Source organism: Aminobacter sp. P4_D5 (genome assembly GCF_056401815.1).
Map to the genome: position 1 here is coordinate 13,592 of NZ_JBFUIP010000051.1, position 21,994 is coordinate 35,585.

General features: G+C 61.8%; 22 protein-coding genes and 1 tRNA gene. 15 read left to right on the plus strand and 8 right to left on the minus strand.

What is annotated here, in order from left to right:
- Positions 1-11 precede the first annotated feature (11 nt).
- Positions 12-2,000, minus strand: a complete 1,989-nt coding sequence (gene tkt / locus AC1DWF_RS13540) for a transketolase (protein ID WP_476788361.1) — start codon at positions 1,998-2,000, stop codon at positions 12-14.
- A 282-nt stretch (positions 2,001-2,282) separates the two neighbouring features.
- Here tkt and AC1DWF_RS13545 point away from each other — a divergent pair, with 282 nt between their 5' ends.
- Complete coding sequence (locus AC1DWF_RS13545; RefSeq protein WP_476783050.1) at positions 2,283-2,555, plus strand: DUF4164 domain-containing protein; 273 nt, start codon at positions 2,283-2,285, stop codon at positions 2,553-2,555.
- Between the two features lie 7 nt (positions 2,556-2,562).
- On the plus strand, positions 2,563-2,925 hold the full coding sequence (locus AC1DWF_RS13550) for a cell division protein ZapA (RefSeq protein WP_476783054.1): 363 nt from the start codon (positions 2,563-2,565) through the stop codon (positions 2,923-2,925).
- A 445-nt stretch (positions 2,926-3,370) separates the two neighbouring features.
- On the opposite strand, the gene AC1DWF_RS13555 is transcribed toward AC1DWF_RS13550, so the two are convergent.
- The 3 genes from AC1DWF_RS13555 to AC1DWF_RS13565 form a co-directional block, all read right to left on the minus strand.
- Positions 3,371-3,661, minus strand: a complete 291-nt coding sequence (locus tag AC1DWF_RS13555) for a GIY-YIG nuclease family protein (protein ID WP_476783049.1) — start codon at positions 3,659-3,661, stop codon at positions 3,371-3,373.
- A gap of 487 nt (positions 3,662-4,148) precedes the next feature.
- Positions 4,149-5,048 (minus strand): RNA polymerase sigma factor RpoH, encoded by a 900-nt coding sequence (rpoH, locus tag AC1DWF_RS13560; protein WP_115730533.1) that lies wholly within the window; start codon positions 5,046-5,048, stop codon positions 4,149-4,151.
- Positions 5,049-5,234: 186 nt separating this feature from the next.
- The gene (locus AC1DWF_RS13565) at positions 5,235-6,263 is read right to left on the minus strand and encodes an RluA family pseudouridine synthase (RefSeq protein ID WP_476783048.1); all 1,029 of its coding nucleotides are present in this window, start codon (positions 6,261-6,263) and stop codon (positions 5,235-5,237) included.
- 24 nt (positions 6,264-6,287) lie between these two features.
- On the opposite strand from AC1DWF_RS13565, the gene AC1DWF_RS13570 reads away from it, so the two are divergent.
- From AC1DWF_RS13570 to AC1DWF_RS13585, 4 genes are all read left to right on the plus strand, one after another.
- The gene (locus tag AC1DWF_RS13570) at positions 6,288-6,668 is read left to right on the plus strand and encodes a fimbrial protein (protein WP_476841761.1); all 381 of its coding nucleotides are present in this window, start codon (positions 6,288-6,290) and stop codon (positions 6,666-6,668) included.
- A 19-nt stretch (positions 6,669-6,687) separates the two neighbouring features.
- Positions 6,688-7,089 carry a VOC family protein gene (locus tag AC1DWF_RS13575; protein WP_476783053.1) on the plus strand — a complete coding sequence of 134 codons (402 nt, stop codon included), beginning with the start codon at positions 6,688-6,690 and terminating at the stop codon, positions 7,087-7,089.
- A 76-nt stretch (positions 7,090-7,165) separates the two neighbouring features.
- A tRNA-Glu gene (locus AC1DWF_RS13580) sits at positions 7,166-7,240 on the plus strand.
- A gap of 225 nt (positions 7,241-7,465) precedes the next feature.
- Complete coding sequence (locus tag AC1DWF_RS13585) at positions 7,466-7,804, plus strand: hypothetical protein (RefSeq protein ID WP_476783046.1); 339 nt, start codon at positions 7,466-7,468, stop codon at positions 7,802-7,804.
- Positions 7,805-7,909: 105 nt separating this feature from the next.
- Here the strand turns inward: AC1DWF_RS13585 and AC1DWF_RS13590 are convergent, their stop codons facing one another.
- A complete protein-coding gene (locus AC1DWF_RS13590; RefSeq protein ID WP_476783045.1) occupies positions 7,910-8,380 on the minus strand; it encodes an Lrp/AsnC family transcriptional regulator in 471 nt (156 codons plus the stop codon).
- 110 nt (positions 8,381-8,490) lie between these two features.
- On the opposite strand from AC1DWF_RS13590, the gene AC1DWF_RS13595 reads away from it, so the two are divergent.
- The 3 genes from AC1DWF_RS13595 to AC1DWF_RS13605 all read left to right on the plus strand — a co-directional run bounded on the left by AC1DWF_RS13595 (position 8,491) and on the right by AC1DWF_RS13605 (position 11,307).
- Complete coding sequence (locus AC1DWF_RS13595) at positions 8,491-9,972, plus strand: aminotransferase class V-fold PLP-dependent enzyme (protein ID WP_476841762.1); 1,482 nt, start codon at positions 8,491-8,493, stop codon at positions 9,970-9,972.
- A gap of 3 nt (positions 9,973-9,975) precedes the next feature.
- Positions 9,976-10,854: an MBL fold metallo-hydrolase gene (locus tag AC1DWF_RS13600; RefSeq protein WP_476783043.1), complete on the plus strand. Its 879-nt coding sequence runs from the start codon at positions 9,976-9,978 to the stop codon at positions 10,852-10,854.
- 141 nt (positions 10,855-10,995) lie between these two features.
- A complete protein-coding gene (locus AC1DWF_RS13605; RefSeq protein ID WP_476841763.1) occupies positions 10,996-11,307 on the plus strand; it encodes an XRE family transcriptional regulator in 312 nt (103 codons plus the stop codon).
- 24 nt (positions 11,308-11,331) lie between these two features.
- Here the strand turns inward: AC1DWF_RS13605 and AC1DWF_RS13610 are convergent, their stop codons facing one another.
- The 3 genes from AC1DWF_RS13610 to AC1DWF_RS13620 form a co-directional block, all read right to left on the minus strand.
- Complete coding sequence (locus tag AC1DWF_RS13610) at positions 11,332-11,727, minus strand: iron chaperone (protein WP_476783041.1); 396 nt, start codon at positions 11,725-11,727, stop codon at positions 11,332-11,334.
- A 15-nt stretch (positions 11,728-11,742) separates the two neighbouring features.
- Positions 11,743-12,249, minus strand: a complete 507-nt coding sequence (locus tag AC1DWF_RS13615) for a hypothetical protein (protein ID WP_476783040.1) — start codon at positions 12,247-12,249, stop codon at positions 11,743-11,745.
- A 254-nt stretch (positions 12,250-12,503) separates the two neighbouring features.
- Complete coding sequence (locus AC1DWF_RS13620) at positions 12,504-12,731, minus strand: hypothetical protein (protein ID WP_476783039.1); 228 nt, start codon at positions 12,729-12,731, stop codon at positions 12,504-12,506.
- Between the two features lie 1,237 nt (positions 12,732-13,968).
- Between AC1DWF_RS13620 and AC1DWF_RS13625 the strand changes: the two genes are divergently transcribed.
- The 6 genes from AC1DWF_RS13625 to AC1DWF_RS13650 all read left to right on the plus strand — a co-directional run.
- On the plus strand, positions 13,969-14,325 hold the full coding sequence (locus AC1DWF_RS13625; RefSeq protein ID WP_476783052.1) for a putative quinol monooxygenase: 357 nt from the start codon (positions 13,969-13,971) through the stop codon (positions 14,323-14,325).
- Between the two features lie 240 nt (positions 14,326-14,565).
- A complete protein-coding gene (locus tag AC1DWF_RS13630; RefSeq protein ID WP_476788362.1) occupies positions 14,566-17,514 on the plus strand; it encodes a response regulator in 2,949 nt (982 codons plus the stop codon).
- A 309-nt stretch (positions 17,515-17,823) separates the two neighbouring features.
- Complete coding sequence (locus AC1DWF_RS13635) at positions 17,824-18,861, plus strand: substrate-binding domain-containing protein (RefSeq protein WP_476783094.1); 1,038 nt, start codon at positions 17,824-17,826, stop codon at positions 18,859-18,861.
- A 99-nt stretch (positions 18,862-18,960) separates the two neighbouring features.
- A complete protein-coding gene (gene pstC, locus AC1DWF_RS13640) occupies positions 18,961-20,427 on the plus strand; it encodes a phosphate ABC transporter permease subunit PstC (RefSeq protein ID WP_476788363.1) in 1,467 nt (488 codons plus the stop codon).
- A complete protein-coding gene (gene pstA / locus AC1DWF_RS13645) occupies positions 20,424-21,740 on the plus strand; it encodes a phosphate ABC transporter permease PstA (RefSeq protein WP_476783092.1) in 1,317 nt (438 codons plus the stop codon). The genes pstC and pstA overlap by 4 nt, the downstream gene beginning before the upstream one ends.
- A 24-nt stretch (positions 21,741-21,764) precedes the next feature.
- A partial coding sequence (locus AC1DWF_RS13650) for an ATP-binding cassette domain-containing protein (protein WP_476841764.1) occupies positions 21,765-21,994 on the plus strand: 230 nt, incomplete at its 3' end.

Below are 21,994 nucleotides of genomic sequence, written 5' to 3' on the forward strand. Positions count from 1 at the left end.
TGGGGAACGTCTTAAGCCTGAAGCCGAGCCTGGGCAGCCTGGGCGGCCGCCTCGGCGGTGATGCCGAAATGCTTGTAGAGATCTTCGATCTGACCGCTGGCGCCGAAGCCATGCATGCCGATGAAGATGCCGTCGGTGCCGATGAAGCTGTCCCAGCCCATGCGGATGCCGGCTTCGATGGCGACCTTGACCTTGGCGTTGCCGATCATCGCCTTGCGGTATTCGGGGCTCTGCTTTTCGAACAGTTCGAAAGCCGGCACCGAAACGACGCGGGTGGGATGACCGGCGTCCTGCAGCAGCTTGCGTGCAGCGAGCGCGATCTCGACCTCGGAGCCGGTGGCGAAGATGGTGACTTCGGCATCGCCATCAGCGGTGGCCAGTTCGTAGGCGCCATAGCCGCAGAGGTTTTCCTCGACGTATTCGGTGCGTACGGCCGGCAGGTTCTGGCGGGTGAGCGCCAGCGTCGAAGGCGTCTTGCGGTTTTCGAGCGTCAGCTGCCAGCACTCGGCGGCTTCCATGGCGTCGGCCGGGCGGAAGACGATGTGGTTGGGGATGGCGCGCAGGGCCGCGAGGTGCTCGACCGGCTGGTGGGTCGGGCCGTCTTCGCCGAGACCGATCGAATCGTGGGTCATGACGAAGCCGACGCGAATGTCCATCAGGGATGCCAGGCGCATCGCCGGGCGGGCATAGTCGGAGAAGCACAGGAAGGTGCCGGAGTAGGGGATGACGCCGCCATGCAGCGCCATGCCGTTCATGGCAGCCGCCATGCCGTGCTCGCGGATGCCGTAGTGAACGAAGCGCTGGCCATAGTCGCCGGGCGCGATGTTCTTGGTCTGGCTGGTCTTGGTATTGTTGGAGCCGGTGAGATCGGCCGAACCGCCAATGGTCTCGGGCACGACGCCGTTGATGACCTCAAGGGCCATTTCCGACGACTTGCGGGTGGCGACCTTCGGCTTGTCGGCGGCGAGCTTCTTTTTGTAGTCGGCGATGGTGGCGTCGAAATTGGCCGGCAGGTCGCCGCGCATGCGGCGCTCGAACTCGGCGCGAACCTCGGTTTCGGTCTCGGCGAGACGCTTTTCCCAGTCGTTGCGCTTCTTGGCCGCGTTGAGGCCGGCGAGGCGCCATGCGTCGAGGATGTCGGAGGGGATTTCGAAAGCGGGATAATCCCAGCCAAGCGCCTTGCGGGTGGCTTCGACTTCGGCGGCACCCAGTGCCGAGCCGTGGACCTTGTTGGTGCCGGCCTTGTTGGGCGAACCAAAACCGATGGTGGTCTTGGCGGCGATCAGGGTMGGGCGGTCGGAACGCTTGGCAGCCTCGATGGCACCAGCGATCGCCTCGGGGTCATGGCCGTCGATGGCGATGGTGTTCCAGCCTGATGCGGCGAAGCGAGCGAGTTGGTCGGTCGAGTCGGCGAGCGAGATCGGGCCGTCGATGGAGATGTTGTTGTGGTCCCAGAAGACGATCAGCTTGTTGAGCTTGAGGTGACCGGCAAAAGACAGCGCTTCCTGCGAGATGCCTTCCATCAGGCAACCGTCGCCGGCGAGCACGTAGGTGTAGTGGTCGACAAGCTTGTCGCCGAACTGGGCATTCATGATCCGTTCGGCGAGCGCCATGCCAACGGCATTGGCGAGACCCTGGCCGAGCGGGCCTGTGGTCGTCTCGATGCCTGCGGCGTGGCCGTATTCGGGATGGCCGGCGGTCTTGGAGCCGAGCTGGCGGAAATTCTTGATCTCGTCGATGGTGATGTCTTCGTAGCCCGAGAGATAGAGCAGCGAGTACAGCAGCATCGAGCCGTGGCCGGCTGACAGCACGAAGCGGTCGCGGTCGTGCCAATGCGGATTGGCCGGATCATGCTTGAGGAAGCGGGTGTAGAGCACGGTTGCGACGTCGGCCGCGCCCATCGGCAGGCCGGGATGGCCGGAATTGGCCTTCTCCACGGCATCAATGGACAGAAAGCGGATCGCATTGGCCATCCGGTCGTGTTTTTCGCGCGAGGACATCGTCCCTCCCATAAGCCGTGGAAAGCGGGGCGGCGACACCCCGGAAAAGTGCGCGACACATAGCAGGCATAGGGCTTGAGTCAATAAATCGGTGCGTTTTCACACCCTCCTTGCGGCGCCAAGTCACGCCTATGCCGGTTTCGGATATCCGGAGTGATGCGCTTAACAGGGGAAAGGCGAAACAGCTTTGTTGACGCCTCGTTCAACCGGTGCCTAATGTTTCAGACATAACGCGTTCTGAAACGTGCGCGATTCGGTGATGGGCGAGGGTCTACGGGAGCCATGACCGGGGATACGACACTCAGGGAAGTCATTGGCCGGCTAGGCAAGGCGATCGATACGCTGGAAGGCGCTGTCGCCGTGCGGCTGGAGCATGAACAGGATTACGGCGAAGCAGAAGCCGAGGTCCAGCGCATGAATGCCGACCGCGCCCGCCTTGCGCAGGAGCTCGACAATTCCGAAGCCCGCGCCGAACGGCTGGAAGAAGCCAACAAGGAAGTCTCGCGACGGCTCGTGACCGCCATGGAGACGATCCGCGCCGTGCTGGACAGGTAGGATGGAGATGGCGCAAGTCACTGTTACCATCGACGGCAAACAGTACCGCATGGCCTGCGACGAGGGGCAGGAAGAGCACCTCATCGATCTCGCCAGCCGCTTCGACCGCTATGTGCTGCATCTCAAGGATTCATTCGGCGAGATCGGCGACCAGCGGTTGACGGTCATGGCCGGCATCATGGTGATGGACGAGTTGTCGGAGCTGCAGAAGCGCGTCAAGGGCATGGAGAGCGAAGTGCTGACGCTGCGCAAGACGCGCGACGATGCGCTCACCAAGGCCGACAAGAACGACGCCGCACTGACCGGCGCGCTGGGCTCGCTGGCCGAGCGCATGGAACATCTGGCGATGAGCTTGGCGAAGAAGGTTTAGGGACGGCCGATTCTGTAGCGTTGGCGGCCGCCAGAACGGTTGCCGTTGTCCTGATCAGCCTTTGCCAGAGCGGTCCCTGATTTAGATTCGGTAGCTCCGGCGGCTGACGCATGCCTGCTGCGGCAATCTGGTTCCCTCACAGATATCACGACCGTCGCGGCATGGATCCCCGGGATCTCCGCCACTCGCTACGCTCGCGCTCCGACCCGAGGATGACGGGAACCGAGGACGCTTTTGGCTATAGCGCCCTGCCTTAATGTTCGATGCGTCTGAATGATGTCGCTGGCTCTGGCTGCAGGCTGTGCCGATTGGCGTGCCAACTCCCGCGACCGTCATCCTCGGGTCGGAGCGCGAGCGTAGCGAGTGGCGGAGATCCCGGGGATCCATGCCGCGACGATAGTGCTATCGATGACGGCGCCAGATTACCTTGGTCCAGCCCTCGCAGCTAAAGCAGGTGCCACGAAATGTCGTTCCAGTTAGGATTTCGCTCCTCGATCAGATTGATCTTCCATTGTCGCGGCCACTTCTTGATAACCTTCTCCCGCGCGATCGCATCGACCACCAAATCATACTCATCGAACCAAACCAGACGCACCGCGCCATAACGCGCCGCAAATTTCGAGCCCGTACCGGTCTGATGCTGCAGCAGACGTCCAGCAAGGTCAGACGTCACGCCGGTGTAGAGCGTTCCGTTTTTCTGTGACGCCAGAACATAGACATAACCCTTGCGAGCCATGTCTGGAGTTTAGCTAACCGCCAGTACATCGCAAGCATTACCCTAATCCATCGCCATCAAATTTGCGGTTATACTTAGGCAGCGCCGCTTCAGGCACGAGGATGACAGAGATGGGGCCGTCATCGATAGCACGGCTGTCACGGCATGGGTCCCCGGGATCTCCGCCACTCGCTGCGCTCGCGCTCCGACCCGAGGATGACGGAAACCGGGGGCTTCGCCAATCTTCGGCGTGGCTGATTGAAGACTATTCTCTCGCCGGGCTTTTCTCTGGCCTGGTCCTTTGGTGATGCCGTCCCMATCTCCGTCATCCTCGTGCCTGAAGCGGCGAAGCCTCGAAAGGTCACGAGGATCGTCGTGCTCGATGACGGTGCCGGTTTGGCGTGGATAGAAGGATGCGCGTGCTGCGATCAAACGAAAAAACGCGCCGGCAAAACCAKCGCGTTTTTGTTTGCGGTTGCATCGGAGCGGGAGCCCCCGCGCCAAAAGCTCAGGCGTCGATGGTGCGGAGCGCCTGGGCCTGCTTCTTGGCGGCGGCCTTGACCGCGTCCTGGACCTTTTCGAAAGCACGGACCTCGATCTGGCGGACGCGTTCGCGGGAGATGTCGAACTCGGCCGAAAGCTCTTCCAGCGTCAGCGGCTCGTCGGAAAGACGGCGCGCCTCGAAGATGCGCTTTTCGCGGTCGTTGAGCACCGACATGGCGCTCGCCAGCATGCCGCGGCGGTTGTCGAGCTCGTCCTGCTCGATGAGCATGGTTTCCTGGCTGTCATGGTCGTCGACAAGCCAGTCCTGCCACTCGCCCGACTCGCCTTCGCTGGCGCGGATTGGCGCGTTCAGCGAAGCGTCGCCCGACAGGCGGCGGTTCATCGACACCACCTCGGCCTCGGAGACATTGAGACGGGTTGCGATCTCGGTGATGTGCTCGGGCTTCAGATCGCCATCGTCGAGCGCCTGGATCTTGCCCTTGACCTTGCGCAGGTTGAAGAACAGCCGCTTCTGATTGGCGGTTGTGCCCATCTTGACGAGCGACCACGACCGCAGGATGTACTCCTGGATCGAGGCCTTGATCCACCACATGGCATAGGTGGCGAGACGGAAGCCACGCTCTGGCTCGAATTTCTTGACGGCCTGCATCAGGCCGACATTGCCTTCCGAGATCACCTCGCCGATGGGCAGGCCATAACCACGGTAGCCCATGGCGATCTTGGCCACGAGACGCAGATGGCTGGTGACCAGCTTGTGGGCAGCCGAGGTGTCCTCATGCTCGTTGTACCGCTTGGCGAGCATGTACTCTTCCTGCGGCTGGAGCATCGGAAAGCGGCGGATTTCTTCCAGGTAGCGGCTGAGGCCGCCTTCGCCGGAGACGATACTAGGTAGTGACTGGGCCATAAAGCGCCCTCCCTCTTCACGAGAAATGCTCCCTGATCCTGGCGAGCATGTGGCGCGGCTGCCGAATGCACTGTCGCGCCATGGGTTTTATACAGGAACAAAACCGGAAAAGACACGATTTGTTCAACGCGAAACAGAGTGTCACGCCTAAGTGAACAATACGAGTCAGGTTTTCTGATCGACGATTCAGAGATTCCGAAAGCCGTCGACCAATTCCCCCATGTCGCGAGGCAAGGGAGCCTCGAACCGCATGATCAAATGGGAAGTAGGGTGGCGAAATGCAAGTAGCCTGGCGTGCAATGCCTGGCGCGGAAACGCCTTCACGGCTGATTTCAGCGGCTCAGGCAGCCGGTTCGACTTGGTGCGGAAGGCCTGGCCGTAGTCGGGGTCGCCCAGGACGGGATGGCCGATATGGGCCATGTGGACGCGGATCTGGTGGGTGCGGCCGGTTTCCAGCCGGCATTCGACCAGGCTGGCGGTGGCGAACTCCGCCTGCTCCGAACCAAAACGCTCCAGCACGGTGAAGTGGGTGATGGCRTGGCGGGCGTCGTCGCGGTGCTCAGGCACCACGGCGCGGCGGACGCGGTCTGAATGGCGGCCGAGCGGAGCGTCGATGGTGCCGGTCATGCGCTGGGGGAAGCCCCAGACGAGTGCATGATAGGCGCGTTCGAGGTCGCCGGTGCGGCCATGGTCGGCGAAGGCCTCGGACAGCGATTTGTGGGCGCGGTCGGTCTTGGCCACGACCATGACGCCTGACGTTTCCTTGTCGAGTCGATGGACGATGCCGGGCCGCTTGACCCCGCCGATGCCTGAGAGGCTGTCGCCGCAATGGTGGATCAGCGCGTTGACCAGCGTGCCGGTCCAATTGCCGGCACCTGGGTGGACGACGAGGCCGGCCGGCTTGTTGATGACGATCAGCTCGTCGTCTTCATAGAGGATGTCGAGCGCGATCGCCTCGCCCTCGGGTGCAGCCGGTTCGGGCTCCGGCATATCGATGGCGATCTTTTCGCCCGAAACCAGCTTACGCTTGGCTTCGTTGACGACATTGCCGGAAACGCGCACCGCGCCCTGCTTGATCAGCGCCTGGACCCGGCTGCGCGACAGATCGGGTGCAAGGCGACCGGCCAGCCACTGATCGAGCCGCAGACCTGCGGCATCGGAGTCGGCCTCGAGCACTATCAAAGTGCCTGTCGCTTCGCTATCTGATGCGCTCATCACAATTGTTCCGGAAGTTTTGCCATGTCTCGGCCCGCTATTGAAGAAGAAGACAAGCCGCTCGACCCGTCGGTTGAGCGCGTCCGCAGGAAACTCGTCCGCTTCTTCATCATCAATTTAGGGCTGTTGTTGGTCGCCCTTATGGCTGTCATTGGCGGCATTGTCTACAAATCGCGAACGGCTGAGCCTGCTGCCGCGATTGTGGGCGGTGAAATTCCCGTGGCCGCGGGTAGCCAGCTGAGCGGCGATATCGTTTTGYCCGCAGGCGCAAAGATCGTGTCGCAGTCGCTCTCCGGCAACCGCATCTCGATCGACGCGGAACTCGCCGACGGCAGCCACACGATCTATGTCTACGACATCGCCCAGCGTCGGCTGATCGGCCAGTTCGCGGTCAAAGCGCAGTGAGCGGGGCACAGTGAGCGAGTTGCCTGCCTCGGGGCGCAAGGTCGCCACGGTTTCGGTTGTCGTCGCCGACTACGACCAGGCGATCGCCTGGTATGTCGAAAAGCTCGGCTTCGTGCTTGACCAAGACGTCGATCTCGGCGGCGGCAAGCGCTGGGTGACGGTCGAGCCGGGCGGTGGGCAAGGTGCGAGGCTGCTGCTGGCCAAGGCGGACGGGGTGGCGCAGGCGGCAAGCATCGGCAACCAGACCGGGGGCCGCGTTTTTCTGTTCCTTGAGACCAACGATTTTGCCCGCGACCATGCGCTGATGCTTGAAAAGGGCGTCGAATTCCGCGAAGCGCCGCGCCACGAGGCCTATGGCACGGTCGCCGTATTCGCCGATCTCTGCGGTAATCTGTGGGATCTGCTCGAACCCAAGAAGTAATTGGCGCATTGCAATAATATCGCGGCCGAGGCTGTTGCTTTTTCGAAAACGCCAGCCTATATCGCCGATCTCGGCTGCGCCCATCGTCTAGCGGTCAGGACACCGCCCTCTCACGGCGGGAACAGGGGTTCGATTCCCCTTGGGCGTACCAACCAAATCAAGCGCTTGGCTGAGCCGCTGCAAAATCCATCAAATAACGGTCGTTCTGTACGCTGCCTGGCGGATCGCTAGACTCGCGGCTTGACGCTTTTCCAAGCCCCGCATTCAATCGCCGCCGGGCCCCAGGGGATGTGGCTATGGCGGTAGGCAATGCTAATAGGTATGCCGTCGTGGAAGAACGGCGGAATGACGCGAGGCGATATTGAGGGGCTTGGGGATGAAGAAGGTAGGGCTCCTGGCCGCTATGGCCATGCTCGCAGTTGCTGGCTGTACGACGCTGCCCGCCGAGTATGCAGCCACACTCTCGACCCAAGATGCAAAATGGCGGTCGCCGGAGTGCGAACAAATCCGCGCGGCGGCATTGAACTACGAGGCTGGAGAAAAGAAGACATTGAGCATACCGGCCAGTCTGTTGCTTGGCCCGTATGGGCTTGGTATCGCGCTGGCTGGAAAAGAGCATCAAGAAAAGAAACGAAAGCTACTCGCCCGCGATATGCATATGCGATGCTCAAGTCTGCCCCTTCCGAAAAGCCTGCAAATCAATCCTGACGCGTAAGGGTTGGGTCTCGGGGAACATTTAGAACGCGACCAGCTTTTGGCCTCACCCGCGCGGCGGCGGCCATGCGGCTCCCCAGGCTGACAGCGTGTCTTGCAGCCGGATTCATCGCAAGCGGTTCAGATCCGCGGCACGGCCGTCGATGATGGCTTCCATGGAAAAGAAGCCGGTTACCGTCGCCAGGTCGAAATTGGTGATGAGCTTCTGGTAAAAGGCGTCGTAGCCTGACATGCCCTTGGTCACCACCTTGATCAGGTAATCCCAGTCGCCGCCGATGCGGTAGAAGTCGATCACCTCGGGCAGGCGCTCGACATGCTTGCGGAAATTGTCGGCCCATTCCTTGGAATGATGGCGGGTGCGGATCATGACGAACACCGTCAGATCGTAGCCGAGCGCCGACAGATCGATGTCAGCGTGCGTTCCACGGATCAAGCCGCTTGTGTTGAGCCGCTGCAGGCGGCGCCAGCAGGCGTTCTGCGAAAGCCCGACACGCTCGGCCAGATCGCGCTGCGAAATCGCGCCGTCCTTTTGCAGGCACGACAGGATCTTGAGGTCAATTTCGTCGATCTTTTCCATCCCGGCGATCATATGACCCAAATTGACCGAAAAGTCGCGAGAAAACGATGAAGTTTCAACGGTGATATCCGATTAGAATCGCGCCCTGGTACCTTCCCGGGAGAGATTCGATGGAAACCGTGTGCTCCGACAAGTCTGGCGGCACTGGCCTGCTGCAGAAATTCAGGCAAGGCCTGGCGGCCGGCGATGTGGTTTCACAGCTGCGCGAAGGCCTCGTCGGCAAGGGCGCGAAAGTCGACGGTCCGTTCGGTCCCAAGGCCATGGTCTATGCGGATTATGTCGCTTYGGGGCGAGCGCTAATGCAGATCGAGCGCTTCGTTCTCGAGGAGGTTCTCCCTTACTACGCCAACAGCCATACCGAGGCGTCCTATTGCGGCGGCATGATGACCCGCCTGCGCCGCGAGGCGCGGGCGGCGATTGCCGATTGCTGCGGCGCGAGCGACAAGCACGCCGTCATCTTTGCCGGCTCGGGTGCTACGGCCGGCATCAACCGGCTGGTCAAGCTTCTGGGCGTGACTGATGCTGTCGCTGCTGGCAAGCGCGTCCGCGTCGTCATCGGCCCCTACGAGCATCATTCGAACATCCTGCCCTGGCGCGAAAGCGGGGCAGAAGTCATCGAGATCGCGGAATGTGCCAACGGCGGGCCCGATCGCACCGCACTGGATGACGTGCTGCAAAGGGGCGCCGACCTTACCGTCTGTGCGTTCTCGGCCGCCTCCAATGTCACCGGAATCATCACCGATGTCGCTGCAGTCACCAGGCTAGTGAAGGCGGCGGGCGCGAAAATGGTCTGGGACTATGCCGGTGCCGGGCCCTACATGCCGATCGCCATGTCGCCCGAAAGTGACGCCGACATCGACGCGGTGGTGATCTCGCCGCACAAGTTTTTGGGCGGCCCGGGTGCCTCGGGCGTGCTGATCGTGCGCCGCGACGCGGTCGTGACGGACAAGCCGTCCTGGCCCGGCGGCGGCACCGTCAAGTTCGTGTCGCCGACCAGTCACGACTACAGCACCAGCCTGGAGGCTCGGGAGGAAGCGGGTACCCCCAACGTGGTGGGCGACATTCGTGCCGCCCTTGCCTTCCTGGTCAAGGAAGCGCTCGGCGCGGACGCGATGCAGGCCCGCAATGCCGAATTGACCCAGTGCGCCATGGCCGCATGGGAGGGAGTTGAAAACATCGAATTGCTCGGCGCGCTGTCGCCGCAAAGGCTGCCGATCTTTTCGTTCCGCGTGAAGGACGGCAGGGGCGGCTATGTCCACCAGCAGCTCGTCACCCGCATGCTGAGCGATCGCTTCGGCATCCAGGCGCGCGGCGGCTGCGCTTGTGCCGGACCTTATGTGCATCGGCTCTTGTCGATCGGCGAAGCGGAATCGCAGCGCATGCGCGAAGCGATCCTTGCCGGCGACGAGATCAGCAAGCCTGGATTCATCAGGCTCAATTTCAGCGTGCTGTTGCCGGAAGAGAAAGTGCAGTTCATCCTCGATGCGGTGAGGCAGCTGGCAGGGGACGCGATGCAATACCAATCACGCTATGATTTTGATGCCAGTCGCGCGATCTTTTACCCGCGCAATGTCGAAATGGCGGAGGCTTGAGAGATGGCAAGACCCGATATCGCCGCCTTCTTCGATCCGCGCACCTGGTCGGTGCAATATGTCGTTTCCGACCCGCGAACCAGGCAATGCGCAATCATCGATCCGGTTCTCGATTTCGACGAGAAGTCGGGTGCGACGGCGACGACCAATGCCGACCGGCTGCTCGATTTCGTTCGTGCGCAGGACCTCGAAGTGCAGTGGATTCTCGACACGCACCCGCATGCCGACCATTTCTCGGCCGCTTCTTATCTGAAGGCCAAGACCGGCGCGCCGACGGCGATCGGAGCGCGCATCGTCGATGTGCAGAAGCTTTGGGCCGGCATCTACAACTGGCCGAGCCTGCGCACCGACGGCTCGCAATGGGATCGGCTGTTCGACAAGGGCGATACGTTTGAGATCGGGGGCATCAAGGCAGGCGTGATGTTTTCGCCCGGCCATACGCTGGCTTCGGTGACTTATGTCGTGGGTGACGCAGCCTTCGTGCACGATACCGTCTTCATGCCGGACAGCGGCACGGCGCGCACGGATTTCCCCGGCGGCAGCGCCAATGCGTTGTGGGCGACGATCCAGGACATTGTGGCGCTGCCGGACGACACGCGCATTTTCGTCGGCCATGACTACCAGCCGGGTGGCCGCGAGCCGCGCTGGGAGAGCACGGTTGCCGCCCAGAAAAACCAGAACATCCACCTGACGCGTTATGAACGCGAAGAAGACTTCGTAGCGTTCCGCAACGAGCGCGACAGCACCTTGCCGATGCCCAAGCTGATCCTGCATGCGTTGCAGATCAACATCAATGGCGGCAGGCTTCCCGAACCGGAAGCCAACGGCAAGCGCTATTTGAAATTCCCGCTCGATGCGCTCAACGGAGCTGCCTGGGGTTAGGCTTGCGGTGGCGATGGCGACAGATCGTCCATCGCCGGGGCCTGCCCTTGAACCGGTGATCCCCCTCTCGTAGCTTCGCCGGACTCATTCCCGCGTTGCCGCAAGGCCTTTGCCTTTCGCGCCGGCGGGTTGGATTTGGAGATGCTGCTCATGATGACCGGACCGATCTGCAAGGCTGCGCGCGCGATTGTTGAAATCACGCGGGCGAAACTGGCGACGGCGTCGAATGTGGACGAGCTGGTCATCGAGGCGTTCGAAAGACAGATCTCGATACCCGCCGACGATACAATCCTTGCGCTCCAATCGGCGCTGGAGCGGCTCGGAGCTGTGTTCATTCCGGAGGAAGGCGCCAACGGCGCTGGCGTCCGGCTCAAGTTCAGCCGTTCGGTGACCCGGCGCCTGTCGACGCTGGAAGGCGAAGGTGGCCCTGTGGCGAGCGACGACGTTCCCTGACAGCAGCGAGCGCGCCGCCAGTAATCAGCGGCGCTTCGCTTTGGCTGCTTTTGCCTTTTGCTCTTCGGCAACTTCCTCGGCGCGGAGCCTGGTGACGCGTTCGATCAGTTTCACCGGCACGGGTTCGGCGAGCGGAAACCGCAGCGTGCCCTTGCCGGCGACATAGGGCATGATCTCGTCCTTGAGCGTTGCGACGAGATGAGCGGAGGCGGGGTGGAGCGAATAGTGCTCTTTCCAGCCGGAGAAATAGATCACCTGGGCCCCATCCAGCTTGTAGGCAGGGATCTGGTAGGAGATGACTTCCTCGGCGCCTGGCAGGACGTCGCGGATGATGGCGCGGACTTTTTCCAGCGTGTCCCGCGAGGTTTCCGGTTGGGCCGCGATGTATTCATCGACGGAACTGAAGTCGGACTTAGCCATGGCGTCCTCTAAAGCTCAGGGATTTGTCGCCGCCGGCAGAGCCCGTGAAAACTCGACGCCGTCGATGATGAAGAGTTGAGGAGCGGGCGCGGCGGCGACGCGTTCGATGCCGTCATCACACGAAAACACCGGCCAGCCGGTGTCCGTGCACAAGATGTCGACGAACCAGTTGCCGAGCTGGTTGGTCATGCTGATCCGCAAGGCGCCGTCGCGCAGACGGCGGACATGCGAGCCGTTCGCCGCCGTCCAGGTCCAGGGTCCGCCAAGTGGGGGGCGTGCAAACAGGATGAAGGGATAGACCTGTTGCGGCAAGCCCTCATACTCCGCAGCGTTGCGATAGCGCATCATCGCGGTGGCGTAATTGGCGGCAATAGCGGGCCAAGGTGCATAGAGCGCCGCCATGCCGTGCTGATGCGGATCGGTGAGCATCTGACGGCCATGAGTCGCTTCGCCCCGGGCCGCCGATGACGCGGCGAGGATGACGATTATCGTGGCAACCAGCGTAGCGAGACGTTGCGTCATATGCCCGGATTGGATCGACCTGCCGGGTGACATTGTCGTCGCTCAACAGCGCAGGATCAATGGGCGGATGAAAATCCGCATGCCAGATCGCAGAAAAAGTCGAGGATTTAGGCGAAAACACCCCATCCGGGCGTCAGAGGCGCTCGAATATCAGGGGGAATCCATGTGAAATACATCATACACACCCGAAAGCGCCGCGMTTTCGGGTGTCGATGTGCCACCGCATTTTGCGTGAAGTTCTGGCAGCCTGAAGTTCAGGCGGCGTTTCTCGTCCGAAGCCGCGGTATGCTGGCCAGCAGCAGATCCTTGTCGCGCACGCCGCCACGGTAGAGCTTGAGAAGAGTCCTCGCTATTTCGCTTGCCCACACCGAGCTGGGGTCTTCGCCGCGTTCGAGGCAAATCTGGTCAAACACGCGCTGAAGAAGCGCGAGATCCTTGGGATAAATCGGGGAGTTCGGCTGGGTGAAAAGTACGTGCTCCATAGTCTTCTCCCATATGGGGCTTGTCTTTTGACATCTTGCTGCTGAGTTTTTGCCTGCTGGTTGTCGTGGTCAGCCAAGCTGACCGAAGTGGATGCTTAAACCCTGACTATGCCTGCCGACATAGAATGGGGATAGAGTTCAGCATCATTAGAAGTACCTGGCGCAGGCGATAGCATCGACATGCCTCCTCGAGGCAAAGATTGCATGCTGGCGTGGTTCATTTCAKGGCGGAAATTTTGCTCTACAACCCACGTCATGTCGAGTCACCCTGGGTTGTATCGGAGTTGCGAGGCGGCCCAACCAAGTTCGGCGAAAAAGCCCGCTGCGAGGGGCTGCGGCGGGCCTTTCCGGAGCGTGGCTGAAAGGAAAAGACCACACTCGATTGCGCGTTTGCGCCTGAAACTGAACTCGCAAACAAGTGTCGCGGTTCCACCCTGGCGAACGATGGGCGCTGCCGCCGCGATCACGAATTATGAAAGGGGGGAACCGATCCGTGGCGGGGACATTGAGCCACGTTGCCGCCACTTGCGGCCAAAGGAGGCCACGTTCAAAGGAGGAAAGTATGTCACACAAGCTCATGGCAGCTTTGATTCTGTCGATAGGTCTTTCCACTGCGGCTTTGGCACAGACAACAGGTTCGATCCAAAGGGCGCCTGACCGGGCGACTCAGTCGATCGGAGAGGCTCAATATCCTGGCAATGTAGCTGGTACWATGAACTTCGGCGCTGACATGAGGGCTCATTGGCAGTCGCTTAGCCCTCTACAGCAGGCGCAAGTGAAGAACGATTGCGCATTGCAGACTTCAGGCGGAACAGGCGGGAACCAGCGGCTCAATCTGGCCGCACCTTTGGCCGGAACTTCCCGCATATGCTCCTGGGTCAACACCCTATAAGCACGACTGTTGCTTTGATTGACGCAAATCGGCTCCGCTCATGCATACCGGAGCGGAGCTTGTGTTGGTGACGCCTAGTGGAATTGCGCTGTGATGATTGTCACTTGCCTTTACCAATTGTTCACCAAACGACCGCACCATTGACACGCGCAATGTATCGAGTGCGCGTCTTTGGCAACGCCCGGCGGGCTGCACACCCTTCTGCCCGCCGGTGTCTGCCGGACTATCCCGGCCTTTCCAACAACTCCGGCATGACTTAGCCTGACGCGGACCGTCCGGCATGAGGCGGCTGAATGACGGCCGACAGGCCACAGATCGCAAGAAGGGCATGAACGCTTGGCTGAAATGACCATCATCGTCGAATTCGAGACACTGGATGGGGCGGAGGAGCAGTTCCTCGACCTGATCTCGGAACATGCGCGTGCGACCTTGCAGGAGGAGCCGGGCTGCCTGCGCTTCGAGGTGATCAAGCCGGTGGAGCGCGACGGCAGCGCGATCGCCAACAAGGTGATGGTCAACGAGCTTTATGCCGATGAAGCAGCCGTTGCAGCGCATGAACGCAACCCGCGCATGTCGGATGTGCAGGCGGCACTTTCGCCTTTGCTCAAGTCGCGCCGGCTGATCCTGGCCAAGTCGCTTGGCCTGGTGGACCCCAATGGCGGCATGCGCCCCGAAGAGCTCAATGCCGCCAACGACGACTAGGGGGCGTAAGCCTCGGCGCGGTCGGCCTGCAGCGCTGACCCACTTGCGCCTTCGGTGATGCACTCGAATGCGTTCCGTTGCGGCTCTCGAAATTCACTATTTTTCAGCTTGGCCTGAGCTGAAACTGCGCACGTGCTGAAGTGCGGCGTTAAGGTTAGTCAATCGTTAATGCTTCTGCGGCAAGGTTGGCAGCGGCGGTCTGCGGGGGAGCAGCATCGCCCTTGCATGCAGGGCTGACGGATGCGGAAAATTCTGGGGTCGTCGGACGTCAACGATCCGACCGGCGAGCCGGCCAATGGCCAGGCGGTGACGATCGAGGCTCGCAACGGTCGGGCCTTGGACGACGTAAATTTGCCTTATGCCGATCTCGAACGGACGATCGATTCGATGAATATGGGCGTGGTGCTGGTCGACGCCGGGCTCAGCGTGCTGTTCCTTAACCAGGCTTTCTACGAGATATGGAAGGTCACCGTCGATCAGGTCGCCGCCGGCTGCCCGTTCAGGACGCTGATGGACGTCAACCGCCACAATGGCGTCTACGCCATCGCCGATGACGAGTGGGAAGGCTATGTCGCCTCGCGCGAAGCCGAGATTCTGGCCGGCGACGTTGCGCCGCGCGAGTTCCGCCGCGCCGACGGCTGCACCATCATCTATTCGGTGACGGCACTTTCGGGCGGCAAGCGGCTGGTTTCCTACTACGACGTCAGCGCGATGAAGCAGCGCGAGGTCGAAGCCGTCGAGGCGCGCCACCGCTTGGCGGAGGTGCTCGAATCGCTGCCGGCGGGCGTTGTCATCTACGACCGCGACGACCGTTTCGTGCTCGCCAACCGCAAGCTCAAGAACGCGTTGCCAGCGCTCGGCGATGTCATGACCGAAGGCAGCTCGCTGCGCGACAGCCTGGTTGTGGCGCAGCGCTCAGGTTATTACCGCGACACCGGCGACGCCGAGCTCGATGCCCTTTACGATGCCGATCCGGAAGCCTGGGTCGAGGGCATGATCGGGCACTATCACACCAGCCAGGCGGTGCGGGAGCGGCGCAATCCCGACGGACGCTGGTATCAGGTGTTCGACCAGCGGCTCGCCGACGGTACTTTCATCGGCGTGCGTGTCGACATCACCGAGCTCAAGCTGCGCGAACGCGCGCTTCAGGAAAGCATGCGCGAAAACGAGGTTTTCCGCAGCCTCATCGACAATGTGCCGGTGTCTATCTACGCCAAGCATGACGATCTCAGACTAATGTATGTCAACCAGGGCTGGTGCGAGCTGACCGGCTATTCCAAGCAGGAAGCGATCGGCAAGACCGATTTGGAGATCTTCGGCCCCGAAGGCGAGCCATTCATGGAGGCCGACCGAGAGGTCATGCGGCGCGGCACGACCGTGGAGATCGAAGAGACGGCCACATGTGCCGACGGCATCGTGCGTCATCAGTTCGCCCGCAAGGGCGCGATGGTGGCGTCGGATGGCTCGCTCTACCTGATCGGTTCGACGACCAACATCACCGAACTGAAGCAGCGCGAGGCCGAGCTTGAGGAGGCACAGCGCCGGGCAGTGTTGGCCGACCGCGCCAAGTCGGAATTCCTTGCCAATATGAGCCACGAAATCCGCACGCCGATGAATGGCGTGCTCGGCATGGCGGAGCTTCTGGCGAAGTCCGATCTCGATCCGAAGCAGAGGACCTTCACCGACATCATTGTCAAGTCAGGCAATGCGCTGTTGACGATCATCAACGACATCCTCGATTTCTCGAAGATCGATGCCGGCCAGCTGGTGCTCGATCCGACCCCGTTCAACCTCTCGGAGGCGATCGAGGACGTAGCCACATTGATGTCCACGCGCGCCAAGGAAAAGGACCTGGAGTTGATCGTGCGCATGCAGCCCGATCTCAGGCACCTCTATGTCGGCGATGTCGGACGCATCAGGCAGATCATCACCAATTTGCTCGGCAATGCGGTGAAGTTCACCGATTCGGGCCACGTGCTGGTCGATGTGACGGGCCGCAGTGATAGCGAGCGGACCAAGCTGCATGTCGCTGTGACCGACACCGGCATCGGCATTCCCGAAGCAAAGCTCAAGCTGGTGTTCGAAAAGTTCAGCCAGGTCGATGCGTCCTCCACCCGCCGTCACGAAGGCACAGGCCTCGGCCTCGCCATCACCTCGCGGCTCGTCGACATGATGGGCGGCGAGATCGGGGTGGAAAGCGGCGAGGGCGCAGGCTCGACCTTCTGGTTCACGCTGACGTTGCCCAATGCCGGACGGCTGGAGACAAGGCCGGCGGCGCTGATCGATGTGACGGGCGCGCGCGTGCTGATCGTCGACGACAACGCCGTCAACCGCACGATCCTGACCGAGCAGATGCTGTCGTGGGGTTTCGATTCCTGTGCCGCAGAGAGCGGTGCGGAAGGGTATCGTGTGCTGAGCGCTGCGCACGCGCTGGGGGTCAAGGTCGACTGCGTCGTGCTCGATTACCAGATGCCGGGCATGACCGGTGCCGAGATGGCGCGGCTGGTGCGCCAGACACCAGGCTTGGCTGAGACGCCGATCGTCATGCTGACTTCGGTCGACCAGTCGCTGTCGGGTCCCGGATATCGCGACCTTGCGATTGATGCCCAGCTGATCAAGCCGGCGCGCTCGTCGGCTCTACTGGAGGCGCTGGTCGCAACGATCCAGCGGCAACGCACGCCCAACCTCACGCCAGTGCAGGCAGCCGAGGCGATAATGCCGGCTAAGAATGCGAATAACCCGGCGCCCAACGTCACGCGGCTGCGTGGTGGTCAGCGGCCGGCAGGCGAGGGMGGGCTCGACATTCTCGTTGCCGAAGACAACGAAGTGAACCAGATGGTTTTCAGCCAGATACTGGCCGAGACCGAACTGAGCTTCGAGATTGTCGGCAACGGCCGACGGGCTGTGGCCGCTTATGGCGAACGTCGGCCGCGGATGATCCTGATGGATGTGTCGATGCCCGAAATGAACGGGCTCGAAGCAACAGGCGAAATCCGCAAGCTTGAACGTGGCACCGGCACGCGCGTGCCGATCATCGGCGTCACCGCGCATGCGCTCAAGGGCGACAAGGACCGCTGTCTCGAGGCCGGCATGGACGACTACCTGCCCAAGCCGATCAGCCCTCGCGCCTTGCTCGAAAAGATCGAGCGCTGGTCATGGCATGATGATGGGCGCCGTGACGCGATCTAGATTCGGACGATGCTAGCCTGACTGAATCTTCCGCACGCGCCAGGTCAGCGTTCGAAGACTGTGGAAATGTGACAAGCCCAAGCGACAAAGGCCAGCCTGCCGTTGGGGTAGGCGGCTTGCTTTCGCGTCTCGTCTGTTGTTTGCCTCGCGCCGGCAAAGGATCGAGGAAACGACCCCTTGGCCGCTCTGCACAGCGACCGTTACAAGGGTGACACGAAACTGTCATGCAACTGTAATAGAGGGGGGCTATTGGCTCACCGGGCGCCGATGAAAGGCGTCATGCGAGATACTCCACAGGAGCAGGCCCCAATGAAAAAAGCTCTTCTCACTGCGTCGGCTGCTGCCTTCGCGATCGCTGCCTCGGTAGGCTATGCCTCGGCACGCGACCAGGTCCAGGTTGCCGGTTCTTCGACCGTTCTGCCTTATGCAAAGATCGTTGCCGAGCACTTCGGTGAAACCTTCACCAACTTCAAGACCCCAGTGGTCGAGTCCGGCGGCAGCGGCGCCGGCATCAAGGAATTCTGCAAGGGCGTCGGCGAAAACACCATCGACATCGCCAACTCCTCGCGCCCGATCAAGAAGGACGAAATCCAGTCCTGCGTCGACGCTGGCGTCAAGGACATCCAGGAAGTGAAGATCGGCTATGACGGCATCGTCTTCGCGACCGACGTCAAGGGCCCGGACTGGGCGCTGACCCCTGAAGACGTCTACAAGGCGCTCGCCGCCAAGGTTGTCGTGGACGGCAAGCTGATCGCCAATCCGAACACCAAGTGGAACCAGGTCAACCCGAACCTGCCCGACTGGGACATCGCGGCCTACATTCCGGGCGAAAAGCACGGCACTCGCGAAGTGTTCGAAGAGAAGCTTTTGATCGCCGGCTGCAAGAAGCTCGGCGGCGTTGAAGCCGGCAAGGCTTCGGGCCTCGACGACAAGGCTGCCGAAGCAGCCTGCAAGGCAGTGCGCAAGGACGGCAAGGCAGTCGACATCGAYGGCGACTACTCGGAGACGCTTGCTCGCATCGACTCCAACAAGACCGGCGTCGGCGTGTTCGGCCTGGCCTTCTATGAAAACAACGCCGACAAGCTGAAGGTCGCTACCGTCGGCGGCATTGTGCCTTCGGTCGAGACCATCTCCTCTGGCGAGTATCCGGTGTCGCGTCCGCTGTTCTTCTACGTCAAGAAGGCACATCTCGGCGTCATTCCAGGCCTGAAGGAATATGTCGAGTTCTTCCTCGACGACCAGATGGTCGGTCCGGAAAGCCCGCTTGCCGACTACGGCCTGGTTGCCGCTCCGGACGCAGAGCGCGCTGCCCAGCGCGAAGCCTTCGGCGCCGGCAAGACCATGTAATATCGATCTGCCGTGGGGCGGGGGAAAAACCTCCGCCCCATGGAATATTCCGCCGGCTGTTCCGTTCGGCACAATATCTGAATTCACCGAGGCCGGCCCATGTCTTTCCTGCTCGTCTTCGCCATCGTACTCGCAATAGGATTGGTTGCCTTCGTGGTCGGCCGACAAAGGGCGCGTGCGCAAGATGACGGAACGGTCAAGCCGCACTCGCGTGCGCACTACCATGGCTGGTGGGCGTTTCTGACGGGCGTCGTTCCAGCCGTATTGTTTCTCGCAGCCTGGGATACCGGCGCGAGTGCCTACCTCAACAGTCATATCCATTCCGCTCTGCCGGCCGAAGTGGCCGACGGCACCGTCGCCCATGAAGATCTCGCCGCCGGCCTGGTCAAGAGCCTGGCCAATGGCCTGCGCCGGCTCGATAGCCAAACACTTGCTGCGCTGCCGGCCAGCTTTGCCGAATTGCAGCCGCTGCTCGCCGTAAAGGGCGTGGCGCTGGCGCCCGACACGCAAGACTACATGATCCCGATCGCGACCGAGGCCAACCGCGTCTCCGACCGCCTCGACATGATCGCCGCCGTCGTTTCGATCGGCCTTGCGCTGTTCGGTACCGGCTTCGGACTCAGTCGCGTCAGCCCGCGTGCCCGGGCGCGCAACAATGTCGAGAAGGTGATGCTGTGGAGCTTGCTTGGCGCCTCGACGCTCGCCATCCTGACGACCATCGGCATCGTGTTGTCGATGCTGTTCCAGACCATCGCCTTCTTCGAAAAAATCCCGCTGACGAACTTCTTCTTTGGTACCGTGTGGGATCCCCGCTTCGCCGCTGCCGGTTCGGGTGGCGCCGAGGGCCAGTTCGGCCTGATCCCGCTGCTTGCAGGCACGCTCTACATCGCCTTCGTCGCGCTGCTGGTGGCCGTGCCTGTTGGCCTGATGTCGGCGGTCTACATGTCGGAATATGCGGCCCCCAAGGTGCGCGCGGTGGTCAAGCCGGCACTTGAGCTGCTCGCCGGCATCCCGACCATCGTCTACGGTATCTTCGCGCTGGTCACGCTCGGGCCCTTCCTGCGCGACATCAGCGCAGCACTGACCGGCGGCACACCGTTCATCCAGGCGCAGAGCATCCTGACCGCCGGCCTTGTGATGGGCGTGATGCTGATCCCCGTCGTGTCATCGCTTTCCGACGACATCATCACCGCGGTACCGCGTTCCATGCGCGACGGTTCGCTCGGGCTTGGCGCCACGCGCTCCGAAACCATCAAGCGCGTCATTCTCCCCGCCGCCTTGCCCGGCATCGTCGGTGCCATCCTGCTCACGGCGTCGCGCGCTATTGGCGAAACGATGATCGTGGTGCTGGCGGCTGGCGTTGCCGCCAACCTGACGCTCAATCCGTTCGAGGCGATGACCACCATCACCGTCAAGATCGTCAACCAGCTGACCGGCGACCTTGAGTTCAATACGCCGCAGACGCTTGTGGCCTTCGCGCTCGGCATCACGCTGTTCGCACTGACCCTGGTGATGAACATCGTTGCGCTTTACATCGTCCGGAAGTACCGGGAGCAGTACGAATGACCGATATTTCGCTCGACACGCTGGCCACGTCAGCACCCCGTCCGCGCCGCGACATCGGCATCAAGAAACGCTACGCCGCCGAGCGCCGGTTCCGCCTCTATGGCGTGCTGGCCATTGCTGTCGGCCTGGCGTTCCTTGGGGTCATGCTGACCTCGATCGTCTCCAAGGGCTACACCGCCTTCTGGCAGACAACGGTGACGCTGCCGATCCATTTCGACGAAAAGATCATCGACCCGAGCAACAAGCGGGCGACCGATCCGAACGTGCTGATCATGGCGAACTATCCCAAACTCGCCGAGGCAGCGCTGATCGAAAAGCTCGGCATCGACCCGAACGACAAGGCCGAGGTGCGCAAGCTCAAGGGCTTCTTGTCCGACAGCTCGCGTGTCCAGCTCAGGGCCATTGTTGCGGCGGACCCGTCGGTCATCGGCACCACGCGCAATGTCGATATTCTTGCCGCCGCCAATCTCGACTCGGCCTTCAAGGGCCAGATCGATCTCGACGTGCCGGAAAGCCGCCGCAAGGTGTCGGACCAGCAGGTCGAGTGGATGAACAAGCTCAAGGCCGAAGGCGTGATGGCCGAGCACTTCAACACCGGGCTGTTCAGCTATGGCGCGTCGAGCCGGCCGGAAACGTCAGGCGTCGGCGTCGCCCTCATCGGCTCGGTCTACATGATGGGGATTGTGCTGCTGCTGGCGCTGCCGATCGGTGTTGCCGCCTCGATCTACCTTGAGGAGTTCGCCAAGAAGAGCCGCTTCACCGACATCATCGAGGTCAACATCAACAACCTCGCCGCCGTGCCGTCGATCGTCTTCGGGCTGCTCGGTCTTGCGGTGTTCATCAATTTCCTTGGCCTGCCACGATCGGCATCCTTCGTCGGCGGCCTGGTGCTGACGCTGATGACGCTGCCGACGATCATCATCGCGACGCGTGCGGCACTCGCCGCCGTGCCGCCGTCGATCCGTTCGGCGGCCCTTGGCCTTGGTGCTTCGAAGATGCAGATGGTGTTCCATCACATCCTGCCGCTGGCAGCCCCCGGCATCCTGACCGGCACGATCATTGGGCTGGCCCGCGCGCTCGGCGAGACGGCGCCGCTTCTGCTGATTGGCATGGTCGCCTTCGTCGCCGACTATCCCACGACGCCATTCGATCCGGCGACGGCCTTGCCGGTGCAGATTTACATGTGGGCGAACGAGGCCGAACGCGCCTTTGTCGAGCGCATGTCGGGCGCCATCATCATCCTTCTGATCTTCCTCATGGCCATGAACATCGTCGCTATCGTCCTGCGCCGCCGCTTCGAGCGCCGCTGGTAGGGCATGGACAAGGAGTATCCTGCTATGAACATCATGACCGAGAAAAAACTCGAAGACGCGGTAAATGCCGAGATGAACAGACCCAACGAAATCATCAAGATGCGCGGCGACCAGGTCACTGTGCACTATGGCGACAAGCAGGCGCTGTTCGGGGTCAATCTCGACGTCCGCCAGAACCAGGTGACGGCGCTGATCGGCCCTTCGGGCTGTGGCAAGTCGACCTTCCTGCGTTGCCTCAACCGCATGAACGACAC